Below are 22798 nucleotides of genomic sequence, written 5' to 3'. Positions count from 1 at the left end.
CGCCGACAATACCCACATAAATCTCAAACTACCCATCCATGGACTCAGATAAAATCTTCCGCAAAGGCTTGTTTGCACTCTTCGTAGGAGTTTTCGGCGTATCCTCGGTTTTACCTTACGCCCAAGCGGAATGGCATGGCGAACTCACTTTTCTCAGCGACTACTTGCACCGGGGTTACTCCAAGAATCGCGGCAATCCTCTGGCGCAAGCGCATATCGATTATCAAGATCCCATCGGTTGGTTCGGCGGTGTGGGCGTTTCACAAGTCAGTTTTGACGACCGCAGCTATAAAAATTACGCCGATGTCGAAATCAAACCCTATCTGGGATGGAGCCTGCCGTTAAATCACGACTGGCGCACTGAATTATCGGTAACCGGCTACCTGTTCGACGGTAAGATTTTTGGAAAGTATGCCGATTACGCCGAATTTTACGCATCCCTGCACTATCAGAACTGGCTCAGTGGCACCGTATCCTTTGCACCTAACGCCTATCGGCGTGAGGCAACGGTACTGAATTACGAACTCAAGTATCGCCGCGACATCCTGGACAACCTGCAATTTTCAACGGGACTGGGCTATTACCAAGCCAACAAACTATTAGATGAGGATTATTTTTACTGGAATGCCGGAGTTTCTTGGTTCATCACATCTAATCTGGCGCTAGACTTACGCTATACTGACGTCCATCTGGACGATCATCACGAAGACACCCATCACCACGAGTTTTATCCACACTTACAGGACAATAAATTTTTAATCTCCGTGACCGCCGGATTTTAAATAAAGTTTACCGCCTTTGAACCTTCCGGCTTCGCGGCGGAATACACTCGCACACCAAGCTAAAATCATCAGGAACCCAGGTTTGAGCCATGCTGCGTTTAGTACCTAACCTACATCGACCACCCATGCCCGAACAGCCCCAAATCGGCCCGGACGAGTACGCCTTGCTGCAACGTATCGGCGCAGGCGATACCGCCGCGTTTGAAGCTTTCTACAAAAACTACTATCCAAGGCTGTTTCGTTTCATCTTGCGCATGACGCGCCAACCCGAAGCTGTCGAGGAACTAATACAGGAAACCTTGCTGGTGGTTTGGGAAAAACCCCAGGGCTTTAATCATGAAAGCAAAATTTCCACCTGGGTATTCGGCATCGCCTATCACAAAACCCTGAAAGCCATGGCCAAAAGTGCCCGGCGTAACAACGATGTCGATATCGACGACTTGACCGAAACCATCGGCGACCCGACCGCAAATCCTGCGAATAATTGGGAAAACGAAGACTGGTTAAACTACGCACTGGCCACTTTACCGCCGGACCAACGTGCAGTCATCGAACTAACCTTTTACCACGGCTTGTCTTATCAGGATGTCGCCAGAATTCTGGATTGCCCGGAAAATACTGTAAAAACCCGTATGTTTCATGCCCGCAGGAAACTGCAGGTTTTTGCCGATGCACAGGAGAAATAAGGCCATGAACCCACAGATTTCCTCACCCACTAACCCCCACTCCGACATCGTTTTGTTATTGCCCTGGTATGTCAATCAAAGCCTGTCAACAGATGAACGGCAGCAGGTAGACCTGCATTTAAAATACTGCCTGGTCTGTCGGCGCGAATTGCAGACATTGCGCAAACTCGCATTGGCCGTGCAACAAGCAGCCGATCTGGACGTAGCGGCCGAAGCTTCTTTCGCCGGTTTTAGAGCAAAAATGCAAACAGCCAGTCAACTCCCGCTTACCGTAAAAGACGATAGCCCCCACGACAAACTGACTGGCTCTAATGTAAAACCATTCAGCGTTGCTCGCGGATTTTGGCGGATCGCCAGCAATACCGGAAAAGGCCTAGCTATTGCCGCATCCTTGTTATTGGTCACCCTGCCGGCTGCCGTGCAATATCTATCGCCGGCCAATACTACCGACTATCACACGCTTTCCGCAGCCAAGCCAGACGCAGGTCCGATCGGTGAGTTACGCGTGGTGTTTGCCAAGAATCTGACAGAAAAAGACATAGACGCCGCGCTTAGCCAAATTGGTGGGGTACGGGTAGACGGGCCGAACAGCGTCGGCGCTTACACTGTCAAAATTACCGCCGGCAAGCCGGATACTGACATGGCCGGCGCCTTGGCGTTGCTCCGCGGCCGACAGGATGTAATACTGGCGGAACCTATTTTACAACCGTAATTGATCATGAAATTAGTGCGCTTAAATCTGTTTATTTGCATGCTCGGGCTGCTTAATGCCTGCGCCAGCACCGGCGATTTATCGCGGCTGGGCGATAGCAAAACTGCGGAAGAACGCCGTCTGCTGGTCACCTTTACCGACCGCAGCATTGATCGCGCCTTGCCGGCCAATACTTTGGACGGGTATCGCTTGCGTGGCCAATACGGCAACTCCGGCTGGAGCGAACATATTGCACAGGAACTTGCCGAGCGCCATCATTTGCAATTCGTCGCCCAATGGCCGGTCACCACATTGGGTGTCAGTTGCGTCGTTTACGAGGTGCCGGACACCCTGCCCGTACAAGAGGCAATCGCAGAATTGCAACAGGACCGGGACGTTTCGTCCGTGCAACAAATGCATAGCTTTCAGGTTCTAGGTAAACAGACACCGCCTACTCCGGCGTATAGCGACCCGTATCTGCATTTACAAACCGGTTTTAACGCCTTGAGGATAGCCGATCTGCACCTTACCACCACCGGCCAAGGCGTGCGGATTGCCGTCATCGATACCGGCGTGGATACCGAACACCCGGACTTGAAAGGTCGAATTAAATACTCGGAAAACACTGCGCCGGAACCCAGCGATCACAATTTGGCCGATATTCACGGTACGGCGGTGGCTGGCGTATTATCCGCCCACCCCAACAACGGCATAGGTATTGCCGGCATCGCCCCCGAAGCCGAAATTTTGGCATTTCGGGCCTGCTGGCCGGAGAAACCCAATTCCTTGGCGGCGCGTTGCAACAGCTTTACCTTGGCATTAGCCTTGAATCAGGCCATTCGCATGAATAGCGATATCATCAATTTGAGCCTGAGCGGCCCCGAAGACCCCTTAGTACAGCAACTGATTGAAAAAGCGCTGGCCAAAGGCATTATTGTGGTCGCGGCTGTACCGAGTCAAATACAAGCCGGTGGTTTTCCGGCCAATATCGCCGGTGTGATAGCCGTTGGCCAGGAAAAGAACGGCAACAACCAGCAAATCGCCGCGCCTGGCAAAGACATTCTGACGACGGTGCCGCACCAAGCCTATGACTTTATGAACGGCAGTTCCTTCGCCACACCGCATGTCGCCGGCATGGCCGCTTTGCTGTTGCAACTGCATCCGGACTGGAAAGCAGCGGACATCAAACGCCGGCTCGGCAACGACGCCTCGACCGCCAATTTGCTCGATTCGAGTACCGCCCTTGCCTCTCCGGAACGCGCGCACTAGTCTTCACAAAACTCACCCTCAAGAATCACGCTTATCCGCCGACTGATTTCGGCCGCGCCATTAATGGCTATGGCCTGTTGCGGATAAGTTTGGTTTATCGTTTTCCTGATTTTGACACTTAGCCGCTCCGGCACCAGATCAGTTTCCGTCAACGGATACACAAAGCCCTTGCCGGCCAGTTTTTCAATGCGCAGACCTTGCTCGCTATTGCCGGCATAAGGGTAAGCCAACGCCGGCGTGCGAGTACTGATCACGTCCATCAATGTGTTGTCGCCACCCAGGCTGATAGACAAAGCGGCAGATTGCAAATTTTCCTGAAAGTCATTCAAGAAAGACACGACTTGGACATTAGGGCTGCGGACCAAGGCCTGCAGCTCGGCAATTTCGGTTACTGAAGCTCTGGAACTGGTGACAATCAAAAAATTGTAGTCCGGTAGCATAGGCGCGGTCTGGATAGCCGCGCGCAATAGAGTCTTGCCAATTTCGCCGCCACCCTGACTGACGACGATCTTGTTCTGTCGCGTCGGCCAGTTTGCGGGAGGCGGCGGACTAACGTAGCCCACGTAAACCAGGCGGTTGGCAATTTCCGCGGTCAAGCTGAAAGTTTCCTCGAAGCGCACAATGTTTGGATCGCCGCGCACGAATACCGTGTGAATATGCTCCCGTACCAGTTTGACCATGCGCCGCTCAGCTTCCACTGCTGCAGGCACCAGGATTTCCCGCACAAAACAAAAAATCGGAATCGCCCCGCAACGCTGCCTGACCGCGGCAAACAAACCCAGAATCTCTTTTTTCAGACGACGGCGGCCAAACGGGAAAAATTCGACCATCACCGCATCGTAGGGCCAATTTACAAACTCATTTATAGCGGCGGCGCGCTCGGTCCAGACGGCGTCAATGTGCTTGTCGCCCTCAGGCGCATAAAGTTCGTCGCTGGCGCTATCGATCAAGATGGTAGGTAGACGCAGATGCCGAAAGCCCGGCAATTCCGGCATCAGTTGTAAGCCTTGTCCGCCGTGGATCAAATCGACATCGGCGTATGTCGACAACTCGCGTATCACCAGCAAGCTACTGGTCAAATGCCCCAAGCCGACCAAGCTTTGGCAATAAAACAGGATTTTACGACGCTTTGACTGCATGCTAACCAAACCGTTAAAAGCTGTATTTAAAGGTCAGATCCAACTGAAAGGAATTATTACCCTCCAGTTGTCCGAAAGCAGGCCCGGCCATGAATACCGAACCGGCAAATTGCACCTGCAAATGCTTCCATTCATCCAAGGACAATACCAAATCGAACTCGTCGCCCAGGGTGCCGCTGTTGCCGTTAGGCGTGGCGCGAATCCGTGAATCGCGAATTACAGCCGAAGGCGTGGCCTGTTGGTAATGGTGATAGAGCAAGTCGATAGAGCTTTGCTCGGAGATCGGAAATCCTAACGCGGCGGTCATGATATTTAAATTCGATAGTTCCGGCCGAAATAACTCGCCGTAATAGCGAAAACGTTGGCTGCCGGATAGTTTGATCTTGTTGTTATGTATCCCCGATTGCCGGTAACTGCTGTCGGTACCGTCGCTGGGATTGGAATCTCCGGAGCCGTAGGCATAACCCAAGGTAAAGTAAGGTTCCAGAAACAGATTTGTATACCAAGTGATGCCGGCGTCCAAGCCCCAGGCTTCGACGTGCCTTGGGGTTTGCGCTCTGACCCGGGACACGTTGCTATTGATGTCGGTAAAAGTTTGCGTGGTCTCTTCTCCGAATACAAATGCCGAATCCAGCCAATAACCGATTTTACCGACATGCTCGATTTTGAATTTGCCCATTGCCCGGCCGCCGAACCAATTCAGATCGCCGTCGTTGGCGTCTTTACGATTAGCTCTGATCAAGTCGCCGGGGCGTTGGTTGTCCGAATTATCGAACTGGCTCAGAAAGAACAAAGACAGGTTTTGCTTCGGATCCCATTGCCAAACCACGTCGCCCATCATTCGCACCACCCGGTCGCTCACTGGATCGATGAAATCCTGATCCGACTGCTTGGATCCCAACTCCTTGGCAATCGCCAACTCGGCAAACAGCGTGTCTTCGCCAAAATACACCCGTGCCGCGTCCAGTTCGTCATTCCACCACCATTGACGCTTGTCGGCGATACGTTGCCGGCCCAATTGCAGACTAAACCCCGAATCCAGAATTTGATGAATGAACAGCCAGGCCTGGGTCAGTTTAATGCCGGCTTCGTATTGATCCAGACCGCTCTCGGTGTAGACCTCCGGGTCGTAATACACATCGGACTGCACAAAAAACGACAAAGACTTTGACCACTGATAAAACAACTCCAGTTTCAGGTCTTGATAGACATTGGCCACATCGTCGTCGCGGCGCGGGTCCAGACGCCGGTCTTCGACATAGCGCGGTTCCAACTCGTAGGCGCCGCCTATGGTCAATGGATGACCGAATACATCTACTTTAAATTGGTCGGCGGGCCTTTTGTCGCCAGGGTTGATACGCAAGGGTTCTTTTCTGACCCCATCGATATTGTCCTGGCGGAAGGTATTGTCTTTGGGCTTGTTAGCTGCCACCTGCCCGTTAGTGGTCTCTGCAAGTACGGATAAACTCAGCAAGGCGCCGCCGGCCAGTAATACGGTTTTTCCGGTTTTTAGTTTGAAGGAATTAAAGCTCATGAACGAAAGGCCAATCAGAGTGGTTTGGTTAGGAGGTATGACTGCATAGCGGTCAGCACAGCTTGGGGCTCGAGCGGAAACGCAGACGCCGGTGCATCAACCGCTTTTGGCTCGCATAAAAATTCGCGCATCAAGCGGCAGTGTGTAGTGGGATGTTCACGCAATAGTTGCAATAAGGCTTGCAGATGCTCAAGGTCGTCTACCCCCATCACTGCGTGGTGCAGCATAATGCCCAGGGGGGCCGGATACTCTGGATACAACACATCAGCAACGGCTTGGCCCAGCGCAAGCCAGGGTTGCGCGGATTTGATTCTGATCCCGCACCAGTCGATAGCTACCGGAATTTCCCGCAATGCCCCGATATGGAGTGGCGCCGCGCTGCGGTTGCGCGACAGGGCTTGAAAACCCAGTTTAAGCAAACTGTCGGCCGTGGACTGGCTACAACGATTCCAGGGCGGCGTGAAAATCCTGTCCAGTGCCGACCCGAACAAGCACTCAAGCTGCTGTTTACCAACCGACAAATCCTTAAATTGTTGCTCTTCGCTGCGGCTGATGCCAAATTCGCATTTGCGGCCTTGGGTTTCATGGTTGTTGTGGCTGTATCCATGTTGATGTAAGCCCAACAGAAATGGGTTTCGCCGCCAACGTCCCAGTAACGAGCCAGCAAGTGACGGACTTAGCGCATCGGGAATCACTGCAAGATCGATGGGTACATTGCAATCTCGAAAGCAATCCAGCAATGCATAGAGCCGCCCATCATCCCAGCCGGCGTCGTCGTCGCGAAAGAAAATCTCTATGGCTTGATCTCGGGCATCCAATGCCGCTCGGACCGGTGTAAGCCAATCAGCAAGCATGGGCGCACTCCTGTACTAGCGATTGACCGCTCGAATCCGATTTGCCGCCAAGTAATTGTTGAATCAAGCACACGGTATTGTCAGCACCGGCCAAATCCAGGCCGGCTGGATTGGGCGAAAAATCCCGCAATTGCAAAATCTCTTCCGCCAGGTGCTGACCAGTCAATTCCGCCGGATTCATTACCTTCACCAAACCCAATTGCGCCAATTTTTCCGCCCGCTGAGTTTGTTCGTCTTCCTGACCGCGCAGAAACGGCACGACCAAAGCCGGCGTGCGGGATTCGAGGATGTCCATCACCGTGTTGTAGCCGCATTGACTTACCGACACACTGTGCGCCTCCAGCAAAGGCTGCATAGCCGGCACCGAACGCAGCAGCGTGAGACCTTTCCTGCCTTCGACTTGCACCGATAACGCCTGCCAATCGGCTTCCGGCAAAAACGGTCCGGCGACGATGGTCATCGGCAATCTTTCACTTGCCCAATTGACGGCATGTGCCTGAACCGCCGCTTGAAACAAGGATGCGCCGACCATACCACCGCCAGCCGATACCAACACCCCAAGGCGGGGCGGTTTTATCGCTGTCGTGGTGCGACGCGGTCCGACAAAACCCGTGTAAAGTAGGGGCGTTTTCAACGGATGGCGAGGCTTAAAACTGTCTTCCAATCGGGCAAACCTAGGGTCCGCGTGTACCAACAGTCCGTCGAAATAGCGATCCGTTATCCAGCGCGCCCGTTCGTCGTGCCGGCTTTGGTCTTTACGGGCGTTAACCATGATGTCGCGCAGACTGCATAGCACCAGGGGCCGGGCATACTTGTCGCGGCGCGCGGCTTTCAAGAGCGGCAACAACTCGCTGGCCAATTTCTTGCGGCCGAACGGGAACAATTCGATCAACACCACTTCTGGTCTGAGTAACGCATAGGTATCCAGTATCAATTGCCGGCGCATCGCCAAGGCTTCGTTGACGTTGTAACGCTCATCCTGGCTATACAGCTGATGATCTTCACCCATGCCTAGCGGCGGCAGATTCAGCATATCCAGATCGGTAACGGCAGCCTGATGATCCGGTGCGCGGCCGCCGTTCAGGAAGGTCACCCGAAATTCGCGGCTCAAGGCATTGGCTAAGGTCATGGCTCTGACCCAATGGCCCATGCCCAGCGAGTGTTGGCAATACAAGAGTAATCGCGGTTTATGTTGGTTCATGCGGCACGCAACCCGTGTTGGAGTTTATACAGTTCGTGATAATGGCCGCCCATCTGCATCAAGGCCTCGTGGCTGCCTTGCTCGATAATCTCGCCTTGCTTGAGCACTAAAATCCGGTCGAAATTACGGATGGTGTGAAACTGATGGGCAATCACCAGCACGGTTTTACCGCCATGTAGATTGTCGATAGCATCGCGAATCAAGGCTTGCGACTGGGCATCCACCGCAGAAGTCGGCTCGTCCAGAATCAGAATCGAGGATTTGCGCAACAAGGCCCGCGCCAGGCATAGCCGTTGGCGTTGGCCGCCGGATAGATTACCGCCGCTTTCGCCTAATACCGTGTCGTAACCATCCGGCAGATTGCGGATGAATTCGTCGGCGTGCACCATAGTAGCGGCCGCTTCAATGTCTTCGATCGTCGCGTCCGGGCTGCCGTAACCAATGTTCTCGCGAATGCTGGTGCCGAACAGAATCGAATCCTGCAACACCACGCCGATCTCCCGGCGTAAGCCGGCGCGTTGGTAGCGTCCGACCTCGATCCCGTCGATCCTCACCCTGCCCTGCTGCGGATCGTAAAGCCGGATCAGTAAGCGGGCGATGGTCGATTTGCCGGCCCCGGAGGCGCCGACTAAGGCCACCCGTTCTCCGGGTTGAATATGAAAGGAAATATCCCGTAGGATGGGTTTGCCGGTCGGATAGCCGAAGGATACGTTGCTGAACTCGATTTCGCCGCGCAGACCTTTAGGTACCACCGCATCAGGCGGATCTTGGATATCCGGCTCGGTATCGAGGATTTCGCTGATGCGTTCGATACTGACGCTGGCCTTGGAAAAGCGCGTTGACAAGCGGGTAATTTGCCGAATCGGTTGATACATCTGGGCGATATACGAGCTAAACACCAGCACGTCGCCCGGGGTTAGTACCCCGGCAAACACTTGCAGGCAGCCGAACAACACCACGATGCCGGTACCCACTGCGCTGATGATTTCGATCATCCGGGTCGCCCCGGCCTCGATGCGCGCGGTGCGGACGCTTTCGGTCATCGATTGACTGCTTTCCACATCAAAGCGCTCGCGTTCGACATCTTCCATGCCGTAGGTTTGCACCAGGGGCACGGCGTTCAACAGTTCGCTGACCCGCGATGCCAAGCGCCCTTCGTTATGGCGTTGTTTGCGCGCCGAGCGTTTGACCCGGCTATAAATCATCACAATCGCCAGGCACAGCACCGGGAAACTGGCCAGTACAATCAAACTCAGCTTCGCGCTCAGACTAAACATGATCGCAAACATGCCCAACACGGTCAGCACGTGGGTGGTAAAGGTCAAGGCCGAATCGGCATAAACATCCTTTAAGGTGTTGGTATCGCTGGTGAGTTTGTTAAGCAACTCCCCGGATGGCGTGCTGCTGTGAAATGCCAGCGACAGGCGTTGCAGATGGTCGAACAACTCGCTGCGCAAGGTGTAGACCAGCAAATAGCCGATGCGTGAGGTCAGAAACAGCTGGTAGTAGGAAAACACGCCTTTGAATAACGCAATCACCACCATGCTGCCGCAAAGTATCCACAACGCTTGCTCGCTACCGCCATGCAGAAACGGTTGCGCGGGCGCCAGATGTGCGGGCAGCGGATGATTAAGTAACACATGGTCGAAAATCAGCTTCAGCGGCCAGGGCACGATCAGGCTGGTTAGCGTGGAACCTAAAATACAGACAATAGCGGCAAAAATACTGCCTCGCACCCGGCGCAGATGTGCAAAAACTATCTGCTTGAAGCGGCTTGTTGGTTGAATTTGCTTGGTCATAAGCGGTTTTCCTGATGAATTCAGCCGGCCAGCGGCCAGGGACGCAAAGCCAGGGCAATAAAATCGGCAACCCGTTGCTGGGTTGCCGATTTTTGCTGGATGAAGGCGCGGTAAGCGCGGGTCAGTAATTGCCCGCGCAGGTGCCAGGCAAAACGCTGTGAATCGATTTGACTTCGGTAGAAAGACGCATAGGCGGCAAACAGCTGCTGGACCAGTCGGTCTATCGCAGTAATGGAATAGGGATAGTTGTATAAATCCGCCGCGAAATTAGCCAAATCCTGCAACGGGTCGCCAAGGGCTAATTCGTCATAATCGAAGAGCGCTAAACTGCCGTTCGGCAAAACCAGCAATTGATCGATATGAAAGTCGCCGTGAATCAAACCCAGTATTTCAAACACCGGGCGATTTTGGCGCAATTCGGCAAGTAACGAAGTCAGCGCCGACTGGATGGCGGGATAGGCGTGGCTCAATTTATCCGCTTTCTTGTGCCATTCTTGCAGCTGTTGCTGCGAGGTAACTACGGGCAGCGACGGTGGCGTGAGTTGGTGAAATGCGACAAGTGCATTGGCTATTGCCGGGATTTTGTCTGCAACACCGGCGACGAAATCCAGCTCCGCCAAAGCTTGGCCATGCAAGCCTTCCAACCATAAAGTATGGTGGTCGGCGGTATACGCCAAGGCTGCAGGCATGATAAAGGATGCGTCTGACTGGGATTGCTTTTGCAGTACATGCAGATTGTCGTAAACCGTCCGCCCACGCTCATCGGCGTAAGTTTTACCGTAAACCACCCGCGCCGATTGAGCTTCGCAGGCAGCGAATCGGTATCGCGCCGTGCAACGGATTTCCGGCCGGTAATTGACGATTTCGATAGCCGACAATAGCGGTTGACCCAACTCGGGAATCTGCCCGCTATCCATCAGTCGCGCCAACCAGGGCATAGCCGGATCGTTCGGAAAGCGCCAGCCGACCATGCCCAGTTCCGCCAGATGAATCGCATTTTCACCGCTGGCTTGGGCTTGGGCAAATGCCTGATGGCTGCGCTGGCCTAAGTAGGCCCGGGCGTAAAAGATACGCTGATCGGCAATGGATGATGGCAATTGCCGGCCACGCAAGTGGTAGACCAGTGCCAAAAACGAACGCTCAAGGTTTTCAGCAAGCCGATAAGTTTTGTAACGCGGATGTTGAATTTCACAGCCCGTCACCTGCCAGTCGCCTGCCAGGCATTCGGGCAAATGCCGTTGCAGCGCCGAGGCCATCAATTCCGAATCCAGTAGGGGCGCAAATTGGTCCAGTGGATTGCTCATGTTCTCAGCCCCGGATATTGTTGGCCGTGATGTTCGCCGCCTAAACGAATGGTCATGACTTCGGGCCGGGCCGCCAAATCGATAACGTACAAGTATTTGTTTTTGACATTGATCTCGGCTGCGCAGGAAAAATCGTTAGCCAACAACCGGGCCAGTATCACTTCGTTGGTGTTGCGATGACCAACGAGCAGAATCGCCCCGCGACTATTGCTCAGGAGCGAATCCAAACAGCCCAGAACCCGAGCCGTAAAAGCCAAATAGCCTTCGGAGCCCGGTACGCTAAAGCCTTGTTTGTCAAGTTCTCGAGCGGCCCACAACCGGCAGGCTTCGGGGTCGCGCTTATCGACATGGCGACCTTCTAAAATGCCTAAACCAATTTCCCGCAAGTCGTCCAACTTCTGAATGGATAATCTGTGCATGGTGGCCGTGGGGCTGGCTGTCTGTATCGCGCGGGTCAGGCTGCTGCTATAAATCGCGCTCAAGGTTTCCTGTTTCAATACATCAGCCAACGCCTGGGCTTGCTCCAGACCTTTGGCCGCCAGACTGGCGTCGGCCTGGCCGGAGATGCGTTTTTGAAGATTCAGCTCGCTTTGGCCGTGCCTGGCTAAATATATGCGTAAGGGCCGATCAAACGAGTGCATCGTTGCCCCCTGTTGGCTGTTGACTGCGCGCCAGGTAACTAGCGGCAAGCCCTAAATAACTTTCTATATGCGCGATACGTAACTCATCCATTTGCCGCAAGCTGCGGCGAGTGACTTCGTGAATCAGCGCCGCCGCCACTTGCCAACGCAAGGCAGACAATGAAATAGCAAGGACGCTATGCGTCCGGTAAGTACTAACCAGTTGATTCACTAGCAGGTGTACCTGCTCGATAGCGTCGCCTTCGCGCAGGCCGTGCAGATAAAAATTGGCGATCAGACTAGCCAAATCGACTATCGGGTCGCCCAGGCAGACGCAATCCATGTCGATCAACCCCAGATTGTCGCCATTTACTAAAAAGTTATTCAGTTTCAGATCGTGGTGAATCGTCGTCAGGGCCGATTCCGGGAGATTAGGTGCTTGCGCCAACAAGCCGTCTACCAATCGTTCGATAAGTTTTGCGGTTTCCAGGCGGGATTGTTCGGCGAGCCTAACGGTTGCCAGGAGGCCTTCGGAAACATCGCTTTGGCTGAAACGTTTTGAGGTGTCGATTTCGCAGGCATGAAACGCCGCCACACACTGGCCGATTCGCCCGGATAATGCCCGGCCCTCGGCAGCTTGCAAATCGGCCCAGCACAATGTCGTGCCTGGGACAGGCGACTGCCAGAGCGTGCGGGTTTCAGCGTCGTAGGCCAGAGCTTTGGCGCCCCAGGGGAATTGGCTGCACAATTGCCGCATCACCGCGAACACGTCGCGGCCGCTATCGTCGGCGTAGTTCTTCGCGTACAGCAAGCGGTGGTCATCTGATCCGACCAACGCCACACGGTAGCGGATCATGCAGGAACGCTCAGCCAGATAATGCAAAACTTCGGATTCGACCGCCTGAACCCGCTCATACCCAGCTAGATCATGCGCACCAAGCCAGGTTTGGATAAACGCCTCATCTAACAGGGCTGGCAAATGAATCAGCTTTCTATCATAAGGAAATGCCCAAACCAGCATCGCCGGCTCGTGCAAAACCGTTAGCGCCCTTGCCGCCAGATCCGGCCGTTTGCTGCGTTCCAATTCAAACTCCCGGCTCGCCGAGTCCGGCGGACATAGGCAGCCGGTCACATACCGCGATTGGGTGTTTAGACCTAGTCGGCTATCAAGCCGATAGCCGATCACCAGACTTTTCCCTGGCTTATGGCGTTTTTCGCCAATGCCACATTCAACATGACCAGTTTTAATGCCGGGCATATCCAGCAACCAGGCCAGTAGTGGTCCCATCACCGCCGGATTCAGCGCGTCGGCCATTTGCGGGAAATGTGGGTCTTGGTTCATGCCGGCAAGCTCCCATAGATGGCGTCGATGTGCAGCTGGCCATTGGCGTAATTCAGGCAAACCGGATTGCCGCTGCTATCCAGTAATGTGCGTCCAGCAATTTCCAGCCATTCCGCCGCATAAGCCCTCACGCTATGGATTCCGCCTTCGGCATCCCGGCGAATAAACACGACTTGTGCCCGGCAAGTCACATCGGCAAAGCGGTATTCCGATAAACAGGACTGATTGGCGACGAAAAAGTAGTCGTGGTAACACGTGGTCTTTGCTTGAATGATGATACTCAGCGCCAAAGCCTGCGTGGCGGACACGGATTGCCCCAGACCGGTTACTGGTATAGTCTCCACGTGCAAAATTGGAGCGCTGTCTTTATAGGGATAAAGGACGGTTTGAAACCAGCCGCTACCGGAACTTTCCTGGCTAAAGCTCACGACAGGCGCTGGCTGCTTTACGCCATATTCCGGCGACACCCAGCCGGGTTTTACACTTATTTCAATCTCGGCGCGCCTGGCTTGGACAATCAACAGGTTTGGCGCACGAATACCCTGGCCTTGTAATGCGGTTTGGCCCTGCACTTCCGGTCCCAAATGGAAAAATTGTTCGTAACGATGCGCGTCGGTGGCGAGCAACACATCGCTGACAATCCAATATTCGGTTTCTGCAAAGAACATGCTGCGCTGGTGATCCACCTCGTAGAGCGGACTCAGAGCACGACCGTGCACAAAATCAAAACCCTGGTTGGATTCAAAGCTTAACACCGAAGCTATTGGTTGCGGGCCGACCGGCTCATGACATCGGTAGACCATCTGATCCTTACCGTCCACCATGACGGTGTTGTGCGCCGCAGTGCCTTTGAAGGCATGTCGCCAATTGATGCCGTCGCTTTCATGTTCGTGATAGGTGTAGCGCCCTGGGTCGACAATTAAAGAGCGGCCGAAAGCGGCCATTTCAAAATTTAATAAGTCGTAATGGCCGTGGCTGCCAAAACCCAACTGGCCGCAGTCGAAAAACAGATAACGCCCGTCTGCATAAGGCTGCTCCTTCCAGTCGCTACGCAGAATGCAGTAACCACTATCGGCGAATAGACGCGAACGTTGCATTGGCGGCTTGCCAACTTTTCCCTGGCTAAGTACATAGCTGAGTGCGTCGCTGGGATAGTAAGGTTCCGCTTTGCGCAGTAATCCCAGATAACTGTTGATGTCGCCGTCATTGATGGCCGGCAGCCAACCGTCCGGCTTGTGGGCATAAATGGAAAATTTCAACGCTTCACGCATCAAAGCGTCGAACTCCGCGGGCAGTGTCAACCTGTTTAATTTCGCCAGCTCCCGGACCCGCAGAAAGTTCTTCAATACCGTGTGGTGGTAGTCGGTAGATAGTTCCTTTTGCACGCCGTCCGCCAGAAAATCCTGGCGTAAATTGTCCAGCAATTCGCGTTGGGCAAACGCCAGTAACTCCGCCGAGGCACTGAGCTCGGGAAACAAAACCGCCACCGTGAAAATCGCCGACAATTCGATAGTGCGGTGATTACCTGCCGGCGTTAAATGGTTGCTGAGGAACACTGCCTGCGACTGTATCGAAGCCAAAAAATGCAGCAAAAATTCGGCGGTCACAAGCGAACAGTTCCGACCTGGCACAAAATAGTGATAAGCCAGCAGCCATTGCTGCAAACGGCGGCCGGTCACCTGGCTATTCAAAAAACCGTCCGGCACCTGCTCAATCCAAGAACTGACCAAGGCCACCCATTTATCGGCATAACGCTCGTCGCCGCTATAGTCGTAAGCCAGCGCCAGATCGCGAGAGTAATAAAATTTGTGCAGCAGAATCAGCCATTCCAGATCGGGGCTGGGGTTATGCAGCCAAGCAAACTCATCACCCAAGCGATGAGTTTCGTTGTTCAGGGTAAATTCGTTGTTGAGAATCGGCGTTGCGCTGGCAATATGTTTGTCTTTTCCGGCTGGCAAGGGAAAATAATTATCCACGGCACGCCGGCGAAAATGTGCCAGTAACTCAGCAGGAGTCAGCGCAGCAAATGGTGTCACCAGCAAGTACTGCATGGAAATCACCGTTTCGCTTGGCGCGTCCAACGGTGCAGAAGACTCCATGATGGGATAACTGGGTTTCATGACTTATCCGCGCTATGCCAAGCTAAGATCCGCCCCTGTGTATCCTGGCGACGGAATAAAAACGCACTTTCAGTGTTTAGATCGGCAAACTCATAACCGGCGCCCGCGCGATGCGCCAGGAATAGCTCGTCGTAGTATTCGCCGTGGGCTTGCTGACTATGAATCTGCAAGGCGCTAGCAATAGTATTGCCCACAGCTTGACCGTTTTGACTCACCGGTAACTGTTCCAGCGTAAGTTGCGGAGGTGTCGATTGATACGGAAACAGCACGGTCAAAAAGCAATAATTGGCGGCGGACGCGGAAAAATTGACAACCGGCGCCGGATGTTTACTGCCGTAGCTTGGCGAGACGTAGCCCGGCTCCAGCGTCAATTGGCTGTCCGGTTGCGTTGCTTGCAGGATGACCAGATTCGGTGAATCGACCCGCAACCCGGCTGAATTGACGGAAGTTGTGGTGCGATGCTCGGCCAACGCATCCAGATGAAACCGCAACTCATAGTCGTGAGCTTGCTCCGCGCGCAGTAAATCGCAGACCAGCCAATATTCGCCGGCGATAAACAGGATTTTGCGCTCGTGAATCACCGGATACTCATGACTGGCCGCGATGCCATGCAGATAGTCAAAACCCGGCCGGTGCAGAGCGCACTTGAATTCGCGCGTCGGTTCCGGGCCTTGAATCTTGTATTTGCGAATATGCGGCGCATAAAGAGTCTGGTTTTTGCCATCCACCTGCACGGTGTTGTGATAGCCGGTACCGCGAAACATTACTCGCCAATTAGTGTCGCCGGATTCGTCGTAGGTATAACGGCCCGGATCGACGATCAAGGATCGGCCGTAAGCCGCCACTTCGATATTGAGTAAATCCAGATGACCATGATTGCCGGCACCTAAAGGCGCGCAATCGAAAAACAGATAGCGTTCGTCTTGATACGCTTCAGCTTGCTCGCCCCAGCCGCTGCGCAAGATGGTGTAGCCGCTGGCGGCAAAGGTTTTCGAACATTCTGTTGGTGCTTGGCCTTGTTGACCGGCCGTGGCGACATAAAGCATCGCCGGATCGTCATACAGCGCATGGCCTTGCCGCAGCAAATCCAGAAAATTGGCGCTGTCGCCATCGCTGATGGCCGGGATAAACCCGTCCGGTTTATGGGCATGCAGGCAAAAGCTCAGGGCTTTTTTGATCGCCTCATCCATATCGGCGGGCAGCTCGATATTATTCAACATCGCCAAGCGGCGAATGCCCAGGAAATTGCGTAAGACGATATGGTGGTAATCGGTCGAGAGTTCACAATGCACACCATCAGCCAGCAAATCGGTTTGCAGGTTGCGTTGCAATTCGTGAATCGAAAAACTCAGCCATTCTTTAGCGCTGCGCAGTTCTGGAAACACGACGGCCGCCAAAAAAATCGCGTAAAGCTCCAACGTACGATGATTGCGGGACGGCGTGAGGTTTTCGCACAAATAGGCTACCTGCTGTTGCAGCGAAGCCAAAAAATCCAGATTAAACTCGGCATCGATGGCTGGTTCCGCGGCCTCCAGGACAAAATAGCGGTAAGCAAAAATCCAGTTTTGTACGCGCCGGCCGGTAACATCACTGGACAGAAAATCTACAGGTACGTTATCGATCCAGCTGCTGATTAGGGCCTGCCATTTATCGCGGTAGCGGGTGTCGCCAGTCTGCTGGAATTGCCTTCCCAAGCCGACTGCGTAATAAAATTTATGCAGTAAAATCAGCCATTCGATATCCGGGCTGGGGTTTCTCAGCCAATCGAATGCATCATCAAGCTGGAAAGGCTCGTGATTGAACTCGAAGCGGTTACGCAAAATGCCGTCCAGCTTTTCCGGGGTGTTTTGCTCTTCGTCGATCACTGAAAAATAGCGAATCTGCCGACGACCATGGAAATACGCCAGTAAGTCCACCGGCGTCATGGTGCAATACGGCGCCGCCAGACAGGCGAAGCGCGCATCTTGCTTAAGAATGTTCAGCACAGCAGACATGGGTTTCCACCGTTTGGCCTTCCAGGCAGGCATCGAAGAGTTTTTTTAATGCCACCGTGGTTTGGCGGGAATTAAAGTCCCGACAGACGGTTTGCCTTGCGGCTTGGCCCAGGCGCAAACGCAAGTCGCGGTCGCTTAGCAGGCGCTCGATCGCGTCGGCCATCGCTTCGGCATTTTTTTCTGGTACCAATAAACCGTTAACCTGGTCCTGAATTAATTCCGGGATACCGGAAATGTCTGTCGAGATTACCGGCATTTCCATCGCCATTGCTTCCACCAAGACATTGGGAATGCCGTCGCGATCGCCGTTATCTACGACCAAACAAGGCAGGGCGAACACGCTACCTTGCTGATAAATTTCGCGCAATTCTTCCTGCGTTACTGCACCGGGCAGGCTAACGATGTCTTGTAAATCCAAATCGGCGATGAGTTGTTGAATAACTTGTGCGTATTTGTCCGCGCCGCCGACGATGCGGCAGTTAAATCTGACGCCGCGATCGCGCAGAATCGCGCAGGCTCTCACCAAATAGTCGAAGCCCTTTTTCTCGACCAAACGACCGACCGATAAAATCGTAGGGATTTGCTCAGATAAAGCTTGTTCGCGCGGCTCCGGCACAAACAAATCAGTATCCAGGCCATGATAAATCCGATGCACATCGATATTGCTCCCCTTACAGGCATCCAGATGTTCCTGATTGGCGCCGGTACAGGTCACCGCGAATTTGGCGCGGCGCATTTTGATTTGCAGCAAGTCGCCGGGATTCAGTTCGCGCAAATAAATATCCTTGGCATGAGCGGTAAAACTGAATGGCAAGCCGCTGATCCGGCTGGCGAACATCGCAATCGTCGTCGCGCCGTGGCAGAAATGCGCATGTAAATGACTAATAGCGGGATTCTGTAACACCGCTTCGGCGATGTAGCCGGCTTGCAGGAACTCCTTGATGAAGACCGTGCGCGGCCATTCCAGCCTGCCAGACCGGTACTTGAGACTCATGCCCAAACATTCCAGCAACCCACCAAGGTAGGCCACCGGGCGTTTGAGGAGCAGCCGGCCGTGGCTGGGCGCGAATTTCGGCAGGTTTTCACTTAGCCAGGTTAAAAAACTGTGTCCGGTCAGATCGCTGGCTTGCGGCAGATACGTCACCGGCGCGCGGATGGCATCGACCACTGCGTGATGCTTTTGGCCCTCGAGTTGCTTGATCGAAAAAATCGACAGTTCGAGGCCGAGGGTTTCCAACAAATGGATTTCATTGGTGATAAAGGTTTCCGAGGTGCGCGGAAAGCCTTTGAGTATGTAAGCGACTTGCGCCCGGCTGCCATGGTTTTGCATTATAAAATCCAAAATTGTTCAGTCGGCCTTACACAGGCCGAAGGAGTTATCTCGAGGGTGAAGGGGTTAGTCGACTGCTACGCTGCGGCTCGAAGCTCTGATCTGCACTTGCGGTTTTTCCGCACTGCCATACAGTAAATCGCTGATCGATTCGCTAATACGCGGCAAGCCACCCATGTCGATTTGATACAAGCGGCTGTGATGAACGTTGGTACGGCCCAACTCTTCACGGACCGTGTCCATCAGTAGTTTTGGGGTCAGTTGGTTGGGGTGAATGGCACGAACCAAACCTTGCAGCGCCAGGCGTTCCGCACGTATCCATTGTTCCTGGGAAGGTTTGACCCGCGGCACCAAAATCGCTCGCTTGCGTAGGGTCAGTAATTCGCAGGTGGAGTTGTAACCACCCATGCTCACCACCAAATCAGCGGCTTCCATACAAGCCATCATGTCGGTGTTAAACTCCTGGATCACCACATTCCGGCAACTGCGCGCCAAAACTTCAAGCTGATGGCGGCGGCTTTCCGACATTTCCGGGCCGCAAATCATCAGGGTCATGGTGTTGTCGCCCAGATCCTGCCGATTCAGGCCTTCCAGATAACTGTGCAGCAATTGGTAGCCGTCTTCGCCACCGCCTGCGGTGACCAGCACCAGACGTTCCTTGGTGCAACCGATTTGCTCGCGAATCTCACCGGCTTTTTTGTCGCTGCGTTCGCGGGCTATGTAGCCGCAGAAGTCGACTTTCTCGTGGCTGGCGTCGGGAAATTCGTATTCCTTGCGCATGTCGTAAATGTCAGGAGAACCGACCACCAATACCTTGTCGTAATGCGACTGGATGGCGTCGTGATAGCCGTTTTTCTTCCAGACCGGAATCGTGCTTTCCGGACTATCGAGGATGTCGCGCAACAGCAATACCAGTTTGGCGCGGTGACCGCGACGTTGCATGAGCTGTAGAGCGGCACCCAATTCGTCGCTGACGCCATAGGGCTTTTTGTCCACTAAAATCAAATCGGCATCGAAATCCAGCACCGCGCTAAGGATGATGTTGCTGCGCAGCTTGAGCAATTGTTCGTATTCCATATCCAGGAATTTCACCGAGTAGTCGCCTTTGACGTTGCGAGACAAACAAGGCAATTTGATGTAATCGATACGATCGGGGATACGGAACGCATGCAGCATGGGGGAGCCGGACAGAATCAGTACCGAGACGTTCGGATCGGCATCCACCAGGGATTTAGAAATTGCCAACATCCGGCGAATGTTACCCAGACCGAAGGTATCGTGAGAATACACAATGATTCTTTTGGATTGGTTGATAAGCGTCATGGCCCGGATTCCTTTTGCTGCATCGTTCACTATGCGGGCGCAAGCAGTTTCCAGCGAGGATGATCTGGCGCCCGGTTCAATTTCGGTAACCAGACAAAACCGTGGTTACGTGCAGCGTCTATTCCCGGGCAAACAAGCAAGGTTCATTCAAATCGTCATTTTCATCAAACTTTAATGTGGCGATGTTATCGGGCTTGCCCACAGGCCGCATTGATGGGGTCCCCATGCAGCATGTCTTACAGTCGCTCGAAATAGATTGAGGTTTCAGGAAACCTGGGTTTTGAAACGCTTCGGCAATTTTTCGCCAACGGTTTACGGGATGAGGGATCGGTATTCGATCTGTTCTGCTTTGCTTCCAGATGGCGCAAGGGAATTAAGAGGTTTTTAAGCAAATAGGAGAACAATCCGCCGCGACTGAAACAATCCAACAAAGGAGGATATATGTTCAGGCTTATATTGATATTGTTAATCGGCGTGTTATGTTCCGGGACAGCTTTTGCGCATGGCGATGACTGGGGACATGGACACCATAGGCGGCATCATCACCATCACTGGCATGGTTACCGGCCCTATTTTAGGGGACATAGCCCAGCGAGAATGGGCTATTACCCGCCCCCGCCGCCGCGCTATTTTGCGCGGCCACCGTTAGACTATTACGGCTATCCGCAGCGGCCCATGCCGAGATATGACTACAGGGATCGCTGGTGATTATTAACCCGACACTTAAACTATGCCTTGCGGGTACAGAGGGAGAAGGAGATATTCTAATTTTTAGAAGCTCCTTTAAATGCCGTCGCTCCCGCGAAGGCGGGAGCCCAGCGGCTATGCTTGATTCACTAAGCGGTCTAATGGCCCCAGCCTTCGCGGGAATGACGAATCCAGCAAATTTAAGGGCCGGGTTAATTAGCGTTTGCCACGTTCAAAAACCCAGACCGCTATCCCCTATACGCCAGTATCGACGCGCGCCAAATCAGACCGCCACACCCTGCGCGTCGAACAAGCCTTCGAATAAGGCGGAACTCAAATAGCGTTCACCGGAGTCCGGAAGCACCACCACAATGGTCTTGCCGACATTTTCCGGCCGTTTTGCCACCCGCACCGCCACTGCTACTGCCGCACCGCAGGAAATGCCGGATAACAAGCCTTCCTCCCGCGCCAAACGCCGCGCATACTCAATCGCTTCGTCATTACTGACTTGCTCGATGGCATCAACCATGGACAAATCCAATACGTCGGGCACAAATCCGGCGCCTATGCCCTGGATTTTATGCGGCCCTGGCTGCAGATCTTGGCCGCTACGGTACTGACTTAACACCGGACTGGCTTCCGGCTCAACGGCAATGGAAACGATGGGTTTGCACTGCGTGAGTTTGATATAGCGAGACACACCGGTAATGGTGCCGCCAGTACCGACACCGGAAACAAATATATCGACCGCACCGTCACTGTCGTGCCAAATTTCCGGCCCGGTGGTTTGTTCGTGGATTTGCGGGTTGGCGGGGTTTTTAAACTGCTGCAAGAGTACGTAGCGCTCCGGATCGGAAGCGACGATCTCTTCCGCCTTGGCTATAGCGCCTTTCATGCCTTTTGCGCCCTCGGTCAATACCAGTTTGGCACCATAGGCCACCAGCAATTTGCGGCGCTCGATACTCATCGTATCCGGCATGGTTAAAGTTAGCGGGATGCCGCGCGCCGCAGCGACAAATGCCAGTGCAATGCCGGTATTGCCGCTGGTTGGCTCGATCAATTCTTTGCCAGGCCCAAGCAGGCCGCGCTGCTGCGCGTCGTTAATCATTGCCGCGCCGATGCGGCATTTCACCGAATATCCGGGGTTACGCCCTTCGACTTTAGCCAATAGGGTGACTTGAGCGCCGTCAGTAATGCGGTTAAGCCTGACCAACGGTGTTTTGCCGATAGACTGCGAATTGTCGGGATACCAATATGCCATAACGTTTTCCTTCAAAATGGATAGTCCAAAAAAAGCCAGTGCGCATTGACCTACACTGGCTGTTTATGGGGTTGAATTAAGCTCACACAGCTAAATCAGAAAAACGTGCTGCACACGCCCTGAGTAGCCGTAGTACCACAGTTCCAAGATTGCGCCTGTTTGAAGATTTTTGCAACCAGCAGCCAGACCTATCGCGCATCCCAGGGATAGCCGGTCATAATTCAAAGACATTAAACACAAGCAGCAGGCAAGCATCGGTAGCCCAAGTGTTGCTTTACCTGAAGTTGTGATTGAAGGTTTGAGAATAGAGCCTGAAAGCGCACACCGGTGAAGGCATGCGCGAAATCGGCAGAGTTTACTTTTTGGATGTTCTGATAATTGAAGTCAGATGACGACCGCATTGTGCACAAACGAAGTTTCCGGTAGGTACGCCGGAGACATATTCTTTGGCCAACGACGGATGGTCGCAGTGCTCGTCATTTCTGCTTTTAGTCGATGTGTCTAATTTCTTTGCGTCCATAATCTTCCCCTTGCTTTACACATACTTACATGATTATTTAACAAATTTATTTACGTTAAAATATAAGCAAAAAACATACACACAGAACACAAGCTTATGTACTTAAAAGACTTTTAATAGCCGCAGACTAAACCAAGCGAAAACCGAACGGTGAGGTGTAAATTTTCTCGACTTAGCAATTTATGCTAACCATCCGATTTACGGGTACCACAGCCACTTACCATGCCAATTTGCAGAGTTTGAGCGGCTAATATAGTGAAATCGAAAAAATCAACTGAACTAGTTTGTTTGCTTGCAAAAAGGCAGCTGTAAAAAATTTCGACAGCCGATAAACGCCCGGTG

18 protein-coding genes are annotated in these 22798 nt (G+C 53.3%); 5 read left to right on the top strand and 13 right to left on the bottom strand.

Going from position 1 to position 22798, the window contains the following annotated elements; translation table 11 throughout:
- The first annotated feature begins 38 nt into the window (after positions 1-38).
- From METH11B_RS0125765 to METH11B_RS0125750, 4 genes are all read left to right on the top strand, one after another.
- Positions 39-782 carry a TorF family putative porin gene (locus tag METH11B_RS0125765; protein ID WP_026604516.1) on the top strand — a complete coding sequence of 248 codons (744 nt, stop codon included), beginning with the start codon at positions 39-41 and terminating at the stop codon, positions 780-782.
- Positions 783-907: 125 nt separating this feature from the next.
- Positions 908-1468, top strand: coding sequence for an RNA polymerase sigma factor (locus tag METH11B_RS0125760; protein WP_026604515.1), 561 nt, complete (start codon positions 908-910; stop codon positions 1466-1468).
- A 4-nt stretch (positions 1469-1472) separates the two neighbouring features.
- On the top strand, positions 1473-2180 hold the full coding sequence (locus METH11B_RS28185) for an anti-sigma factor family protein (protein ID WP_026604514.1): 708 nt from the start codon (positions 1473-1475) through the stop codon (positions 2178-2180).
- 6 nt (positions 2181-2186) lie between these two features.
- Positions 2187-3428 (top strand): S8 family peptidase, encoded by a 1242-nt coding sequence (locus METH11B_RS0125750; RefSeq protein ID WP_026604513.1) that lies wholly within the window; start codon positions 2187-2189, stop codon positions 3426-3428.
- Here METH11B_RS0125750 and METH11B_RS0125745 read toward each other — a convergent pair.
- The 12 genes from METH11B_RS0125745 to METH11B_RS0125690 form a co-directional block, all read right to left on the bottom strand.
- Positions 3425-4567, bottom strand: a complete 1143-nt coding sequence (locus METH11B_RS0125745; RefSeq protein WP_026604512.1) for a glycosyltransferase family protein — start codon at positions 4565-4567, stop codon at positions 3425-3427. The two genes, METH11B_RS0125750 and METH11B_RS0125745, sit on opposite strands and share 4 nt — an antisense overlap.
- A 13-nt stretch (positions 4568-4580) precedes the next feature.
- Complete coding sequence (locus tag METH11B_RS0125740; protein ID WP_026604511.1) at positions 4581-6101, bottom strand: alginate export family protein; 1521 nt, start codon at positions 6099-6101, stop codon at positions 4581-4583.
- Positions 6102-6115: 14 nt separating this feature from the next.
- On the bottom strand, positions 6116-6955 hold the full coding sequence (locus METH11B_RS28180; protein ID WP_026604510.1) for a hypothetical protein: 840 nt from the start codon (positions 6953-6955) through the stop codon (positions 6116-6118).
- Entirely contained in the window at positions 6945-8156 is a 1212-nt protein-coding gene (locus METH11B_RS0125730) for a glycosyltransferase family protein (RefSeq protein ID WP_026604509.1), read from the bottom strand. The genes METH11B_RS28180 and METH11B_RS0125730 overlap by 11 nt, the downstream gene beginning before the upstream one ends.
- Positions 8153-9955 carry an ABC transporter ATP-binding protein gene (locus METH11B_RS0125725; RefSeq protein WP_026604508.1) on the bottom strand — a complete coding sequence of 601 codons (1803 nt, stop codon included), beginning with the start codon at positions 9953-9955 and terminating at the stop codon, positions 8153-8155. Before METH11B_RS0125725 ends, METH11B_RS0125730 begins: the two co-directional genes overlap by 4 nt.
- A 20-nt stretch (positions 9956-9975) precedes the next feature.
- Complete coding sequence (locus METH11B_RS0125720) at positions 9976-11259, bottom strand: aminoglycoside phosphotransferase family protein (protein WP_026604507.1); 1284 nt, start codon at positions 11257-11259, stop codon at positions 9976-9978.
- Positions 11256-11900: a histidine phosphatase family protein gene (locus tag METH11B_RS28175; RefSeq protein WP_026604506.1), complete on the bottom strand. Its 645-nt coding sequence runs from the start codon at positions 11898-11900 to the stop codon at positions 11256-11258. Before METH11B_RS28175 ends, METH11B_RS0125720 begins: the two co-directional genes overlap by 4 nt.
- On the bottom strand, positions 11887-13221 hold the full coding sequence (locus METH11B_RS0125710) for an aminoglycoside phosphotransferase family protein (RefSeq protein WP_026604505.1): 1335 nt from the start codon (positions 13219-13221) through the stop codon (positions 11887-11889). The genes METH11B_RS28175 and METH11B_RS0125710 overlap by 14 nt, the downstream gene beginning before the upstream one ends.
- Positions 13218-15341: an alginate lyase family protein gene (locus METH11B_RS0125705; RefSeq protein ID WP_026604504.1), complete on the bottom strand. Its 2124-nt coding sequence runs from the start codon at positions 15339-15341 to the stop codon at positions 13218-13220. Before METH11B_RS0125705 ends, METH11B_RS0125710 begins: the two co-directional genes overlap by 4 nt.
- Positions 15338-17335: an alginate lyase family protein gene (locus tag METH11B_RS0125700; protein WP_026604503.1), complete on the bottom strand. Its 1998-nt coding sequence runs from the start codon at positions 17333-17335 to the stop codon at positions 15338-15340. The genes METH11B_RS0125705 and METH11B_RS0125700 overlap by 4 nt, the downstream gene beginning before the upstream one ends.
- Positions 17310-18665, bottom strand: a complete 1356-nt coding sequence (locus tag METH11B_RS0125695) for a glycosyltransferase (protein ID WP_026604502.1) — start codon at positions 18663-18665, stop codon at positions 17310-17312. The genes METH11B_RS0125700 and METH11B_RS0125695 overlap by 26 nt, the downstream gene beginning before the upstream one ends.
- A 66-nt stretch (positions 18666-18731) precedes the next feature.
- Positions 18732-19988: a glycosyltransferase family protein gene (locus METH11B_RS0125690; protein ID WP_026604501.1), complete on the bottom strand. Its 1257-nt coding sequence runs from the start codon at positions 19986-19988 to the stop codon at positions 18732-18734.
- A gap of 520 nt (positions 19989-20508) precedes the next feature.
- Between METH11B_RS0125690 and METH11B_RS30030 the strand changes: the two genes are divergently transcribed.
- Entirely contained in the window at positions 20509-20637 is a 129-nt protein-coding gene (locus tag METH11B_RS30030) for a hypothetical protein (RefSeq protein ID WP_269319493.1), read from the top strand.
- 321 nt (positions 20638-20958) lie between these two features.
- On the opposite strand, the gene cysK is transcribed toward METH11B_RS30030, so the two are convergent.
- Positions 20959-21936, bottom strand: coding sequence for a cysteine synthase A (cysK, locus tag METH11B_RS0125675; RefSeq protein ID WP_026604500.1), 978 nt, complete (start codon positions 21934-21936; stop codon positions 20959-20961).
- Positions 21937-22798 lie beyond the last annotated feature (862 nt).

The organism is Methylomonas sp. 11b, from assembly GCF_000515215.1.
In the GTDB taxonomy this organism is placed as follows: domain Bacteria; phylum Pseudomonadota; class Gammaproteobacteria; order Methylococcales; family Methylomonadaceae; genus Methylomonas.
The sequence above is the reverse complement of the archived record's forward strand: the minus strand, read 5'-3'. Positions and strand labels throughout refer to the sequence as shown.

Coding starts and splice junctions, on each gene's coding strand:
- METH11B_RS0125740 (WP_026604511.1), bottom strand. CDS start 6,101: ATGAGCTTTAATTCCTTCAAACTAAAAACCGGAAAAACCGTATTACTG.
- METH11B_RS28180 (WP_026604510.1), bottom strand. CDS start 6,955: ATGCTTGCTGATTGGCTTACACCGGTCCGAGCGGCATTGGATGCCCGA.
- METH11B_RS28175 (WP_026604506.1), bottom strand. CDS start 11,900: ATGCACTCGTTTGATCGGCCCTTACGCATATATTTAGCCAGGCACGGC.
- METH11B_RS0125760 (WP_026604515.1), top strand. CDS start 908: ATGCCCGAACAGCCCCAAATCGGCCCGGACGAGTACGCCTTGCTGCAA.
- METH11B_RS0125745 (WP_026604512.1), bottom strand. CDS start 4,567: ATGCAGTCAAAGCGTCGTAAAATCCTGTTTTATTGCCAAAGCTTGGTC.
- METH11B_RS0125730 (WP_026604509.1), bottom strand. CDS start 8,156: ATGAACCAACATAAACCGCGATTACTCTTGTATTGCCAACACTCGCTG.
- METH11B_RS28185 (WP_026604514.1), top strand. CDS start 1,473: ATGAACCCACAGATTTCCTCACCCACTAACCCCCACTCCGACATCGTT.
- METH11B_RS0125765 (WP_026604516.1), top strand. CDS start 39: ATGGACTCAGATAAAATCTTCCGCAAAGGCTTGTTTGCACTCTTCGTA.
- METH11B_RS0125700 (WP_026604503.1), bottom strand. CDS start 17,335: ATGTCTGCTGTGCTGAACATTCTTAAGCAAGATGCGCGCTTCGCCTGT.
- METH11B_RS0125720 (WP_026604507.1), bottom strand. CDS start 11,259: ATGAGCAATCCACTGGACCAATTTGCGCCCCTACTGGATTCGGAATTG.
- METH11B_RS0125690 (WP_026604501.1), bottom strand. CDS start 19,988: ATGACGCTTATCAACCAATCCAAAAGAATCATTGTGTATTCTCACGAT.
- METH11B_RS30030 (WP_269319493.1), top strand. CDS start 20,509: ATGGACACCATAGGCGGCATCATCACCATCACTGGCATGGTTACCGGC.
- METH11B_RS0125750 (WP_026604513.1), top strand. CDS start 2,187: ATGAAATTAGTGCGCTTAAATCTGTTTATTTGCATGCTCGGGCTGCTT.
- METH11B_RS0125705 (WP_026604504.1), bottom strand. CDS start 15,341: ATGAAACCCAGTTATCCCATCATGGAGTCTTCTGCACCGTTGGACGCG.
- METH11B_RS0125695 (WP_026604502.1), bottom strand. CDS start 18,665: ATGCAAAACCATGGCAGCCGGGCGCAAGTCGCTTACATACTCAAAGGC.
- METH11B_RS0125725 (WP_026604508.1), bottom strand. CDS start 9,955: ATGACCAAGCAAATTCAACCAACAAGCCGCTTCAAGCAGATAGTTTTT.
- METH11B_RS0125710 (WP_026604505.1), bottom strand. CDS start 13,221: ATGAACCAAGACCCACATTTCCCGCAAATGGCCGACGCGCTGAATCCG.
- cysK (WP_026604500.1), bottom strand. CDS start 21,936: ATGGCATATTGGTATCCCGACAATTCGCAGTCTATCGGCAAAACACCG.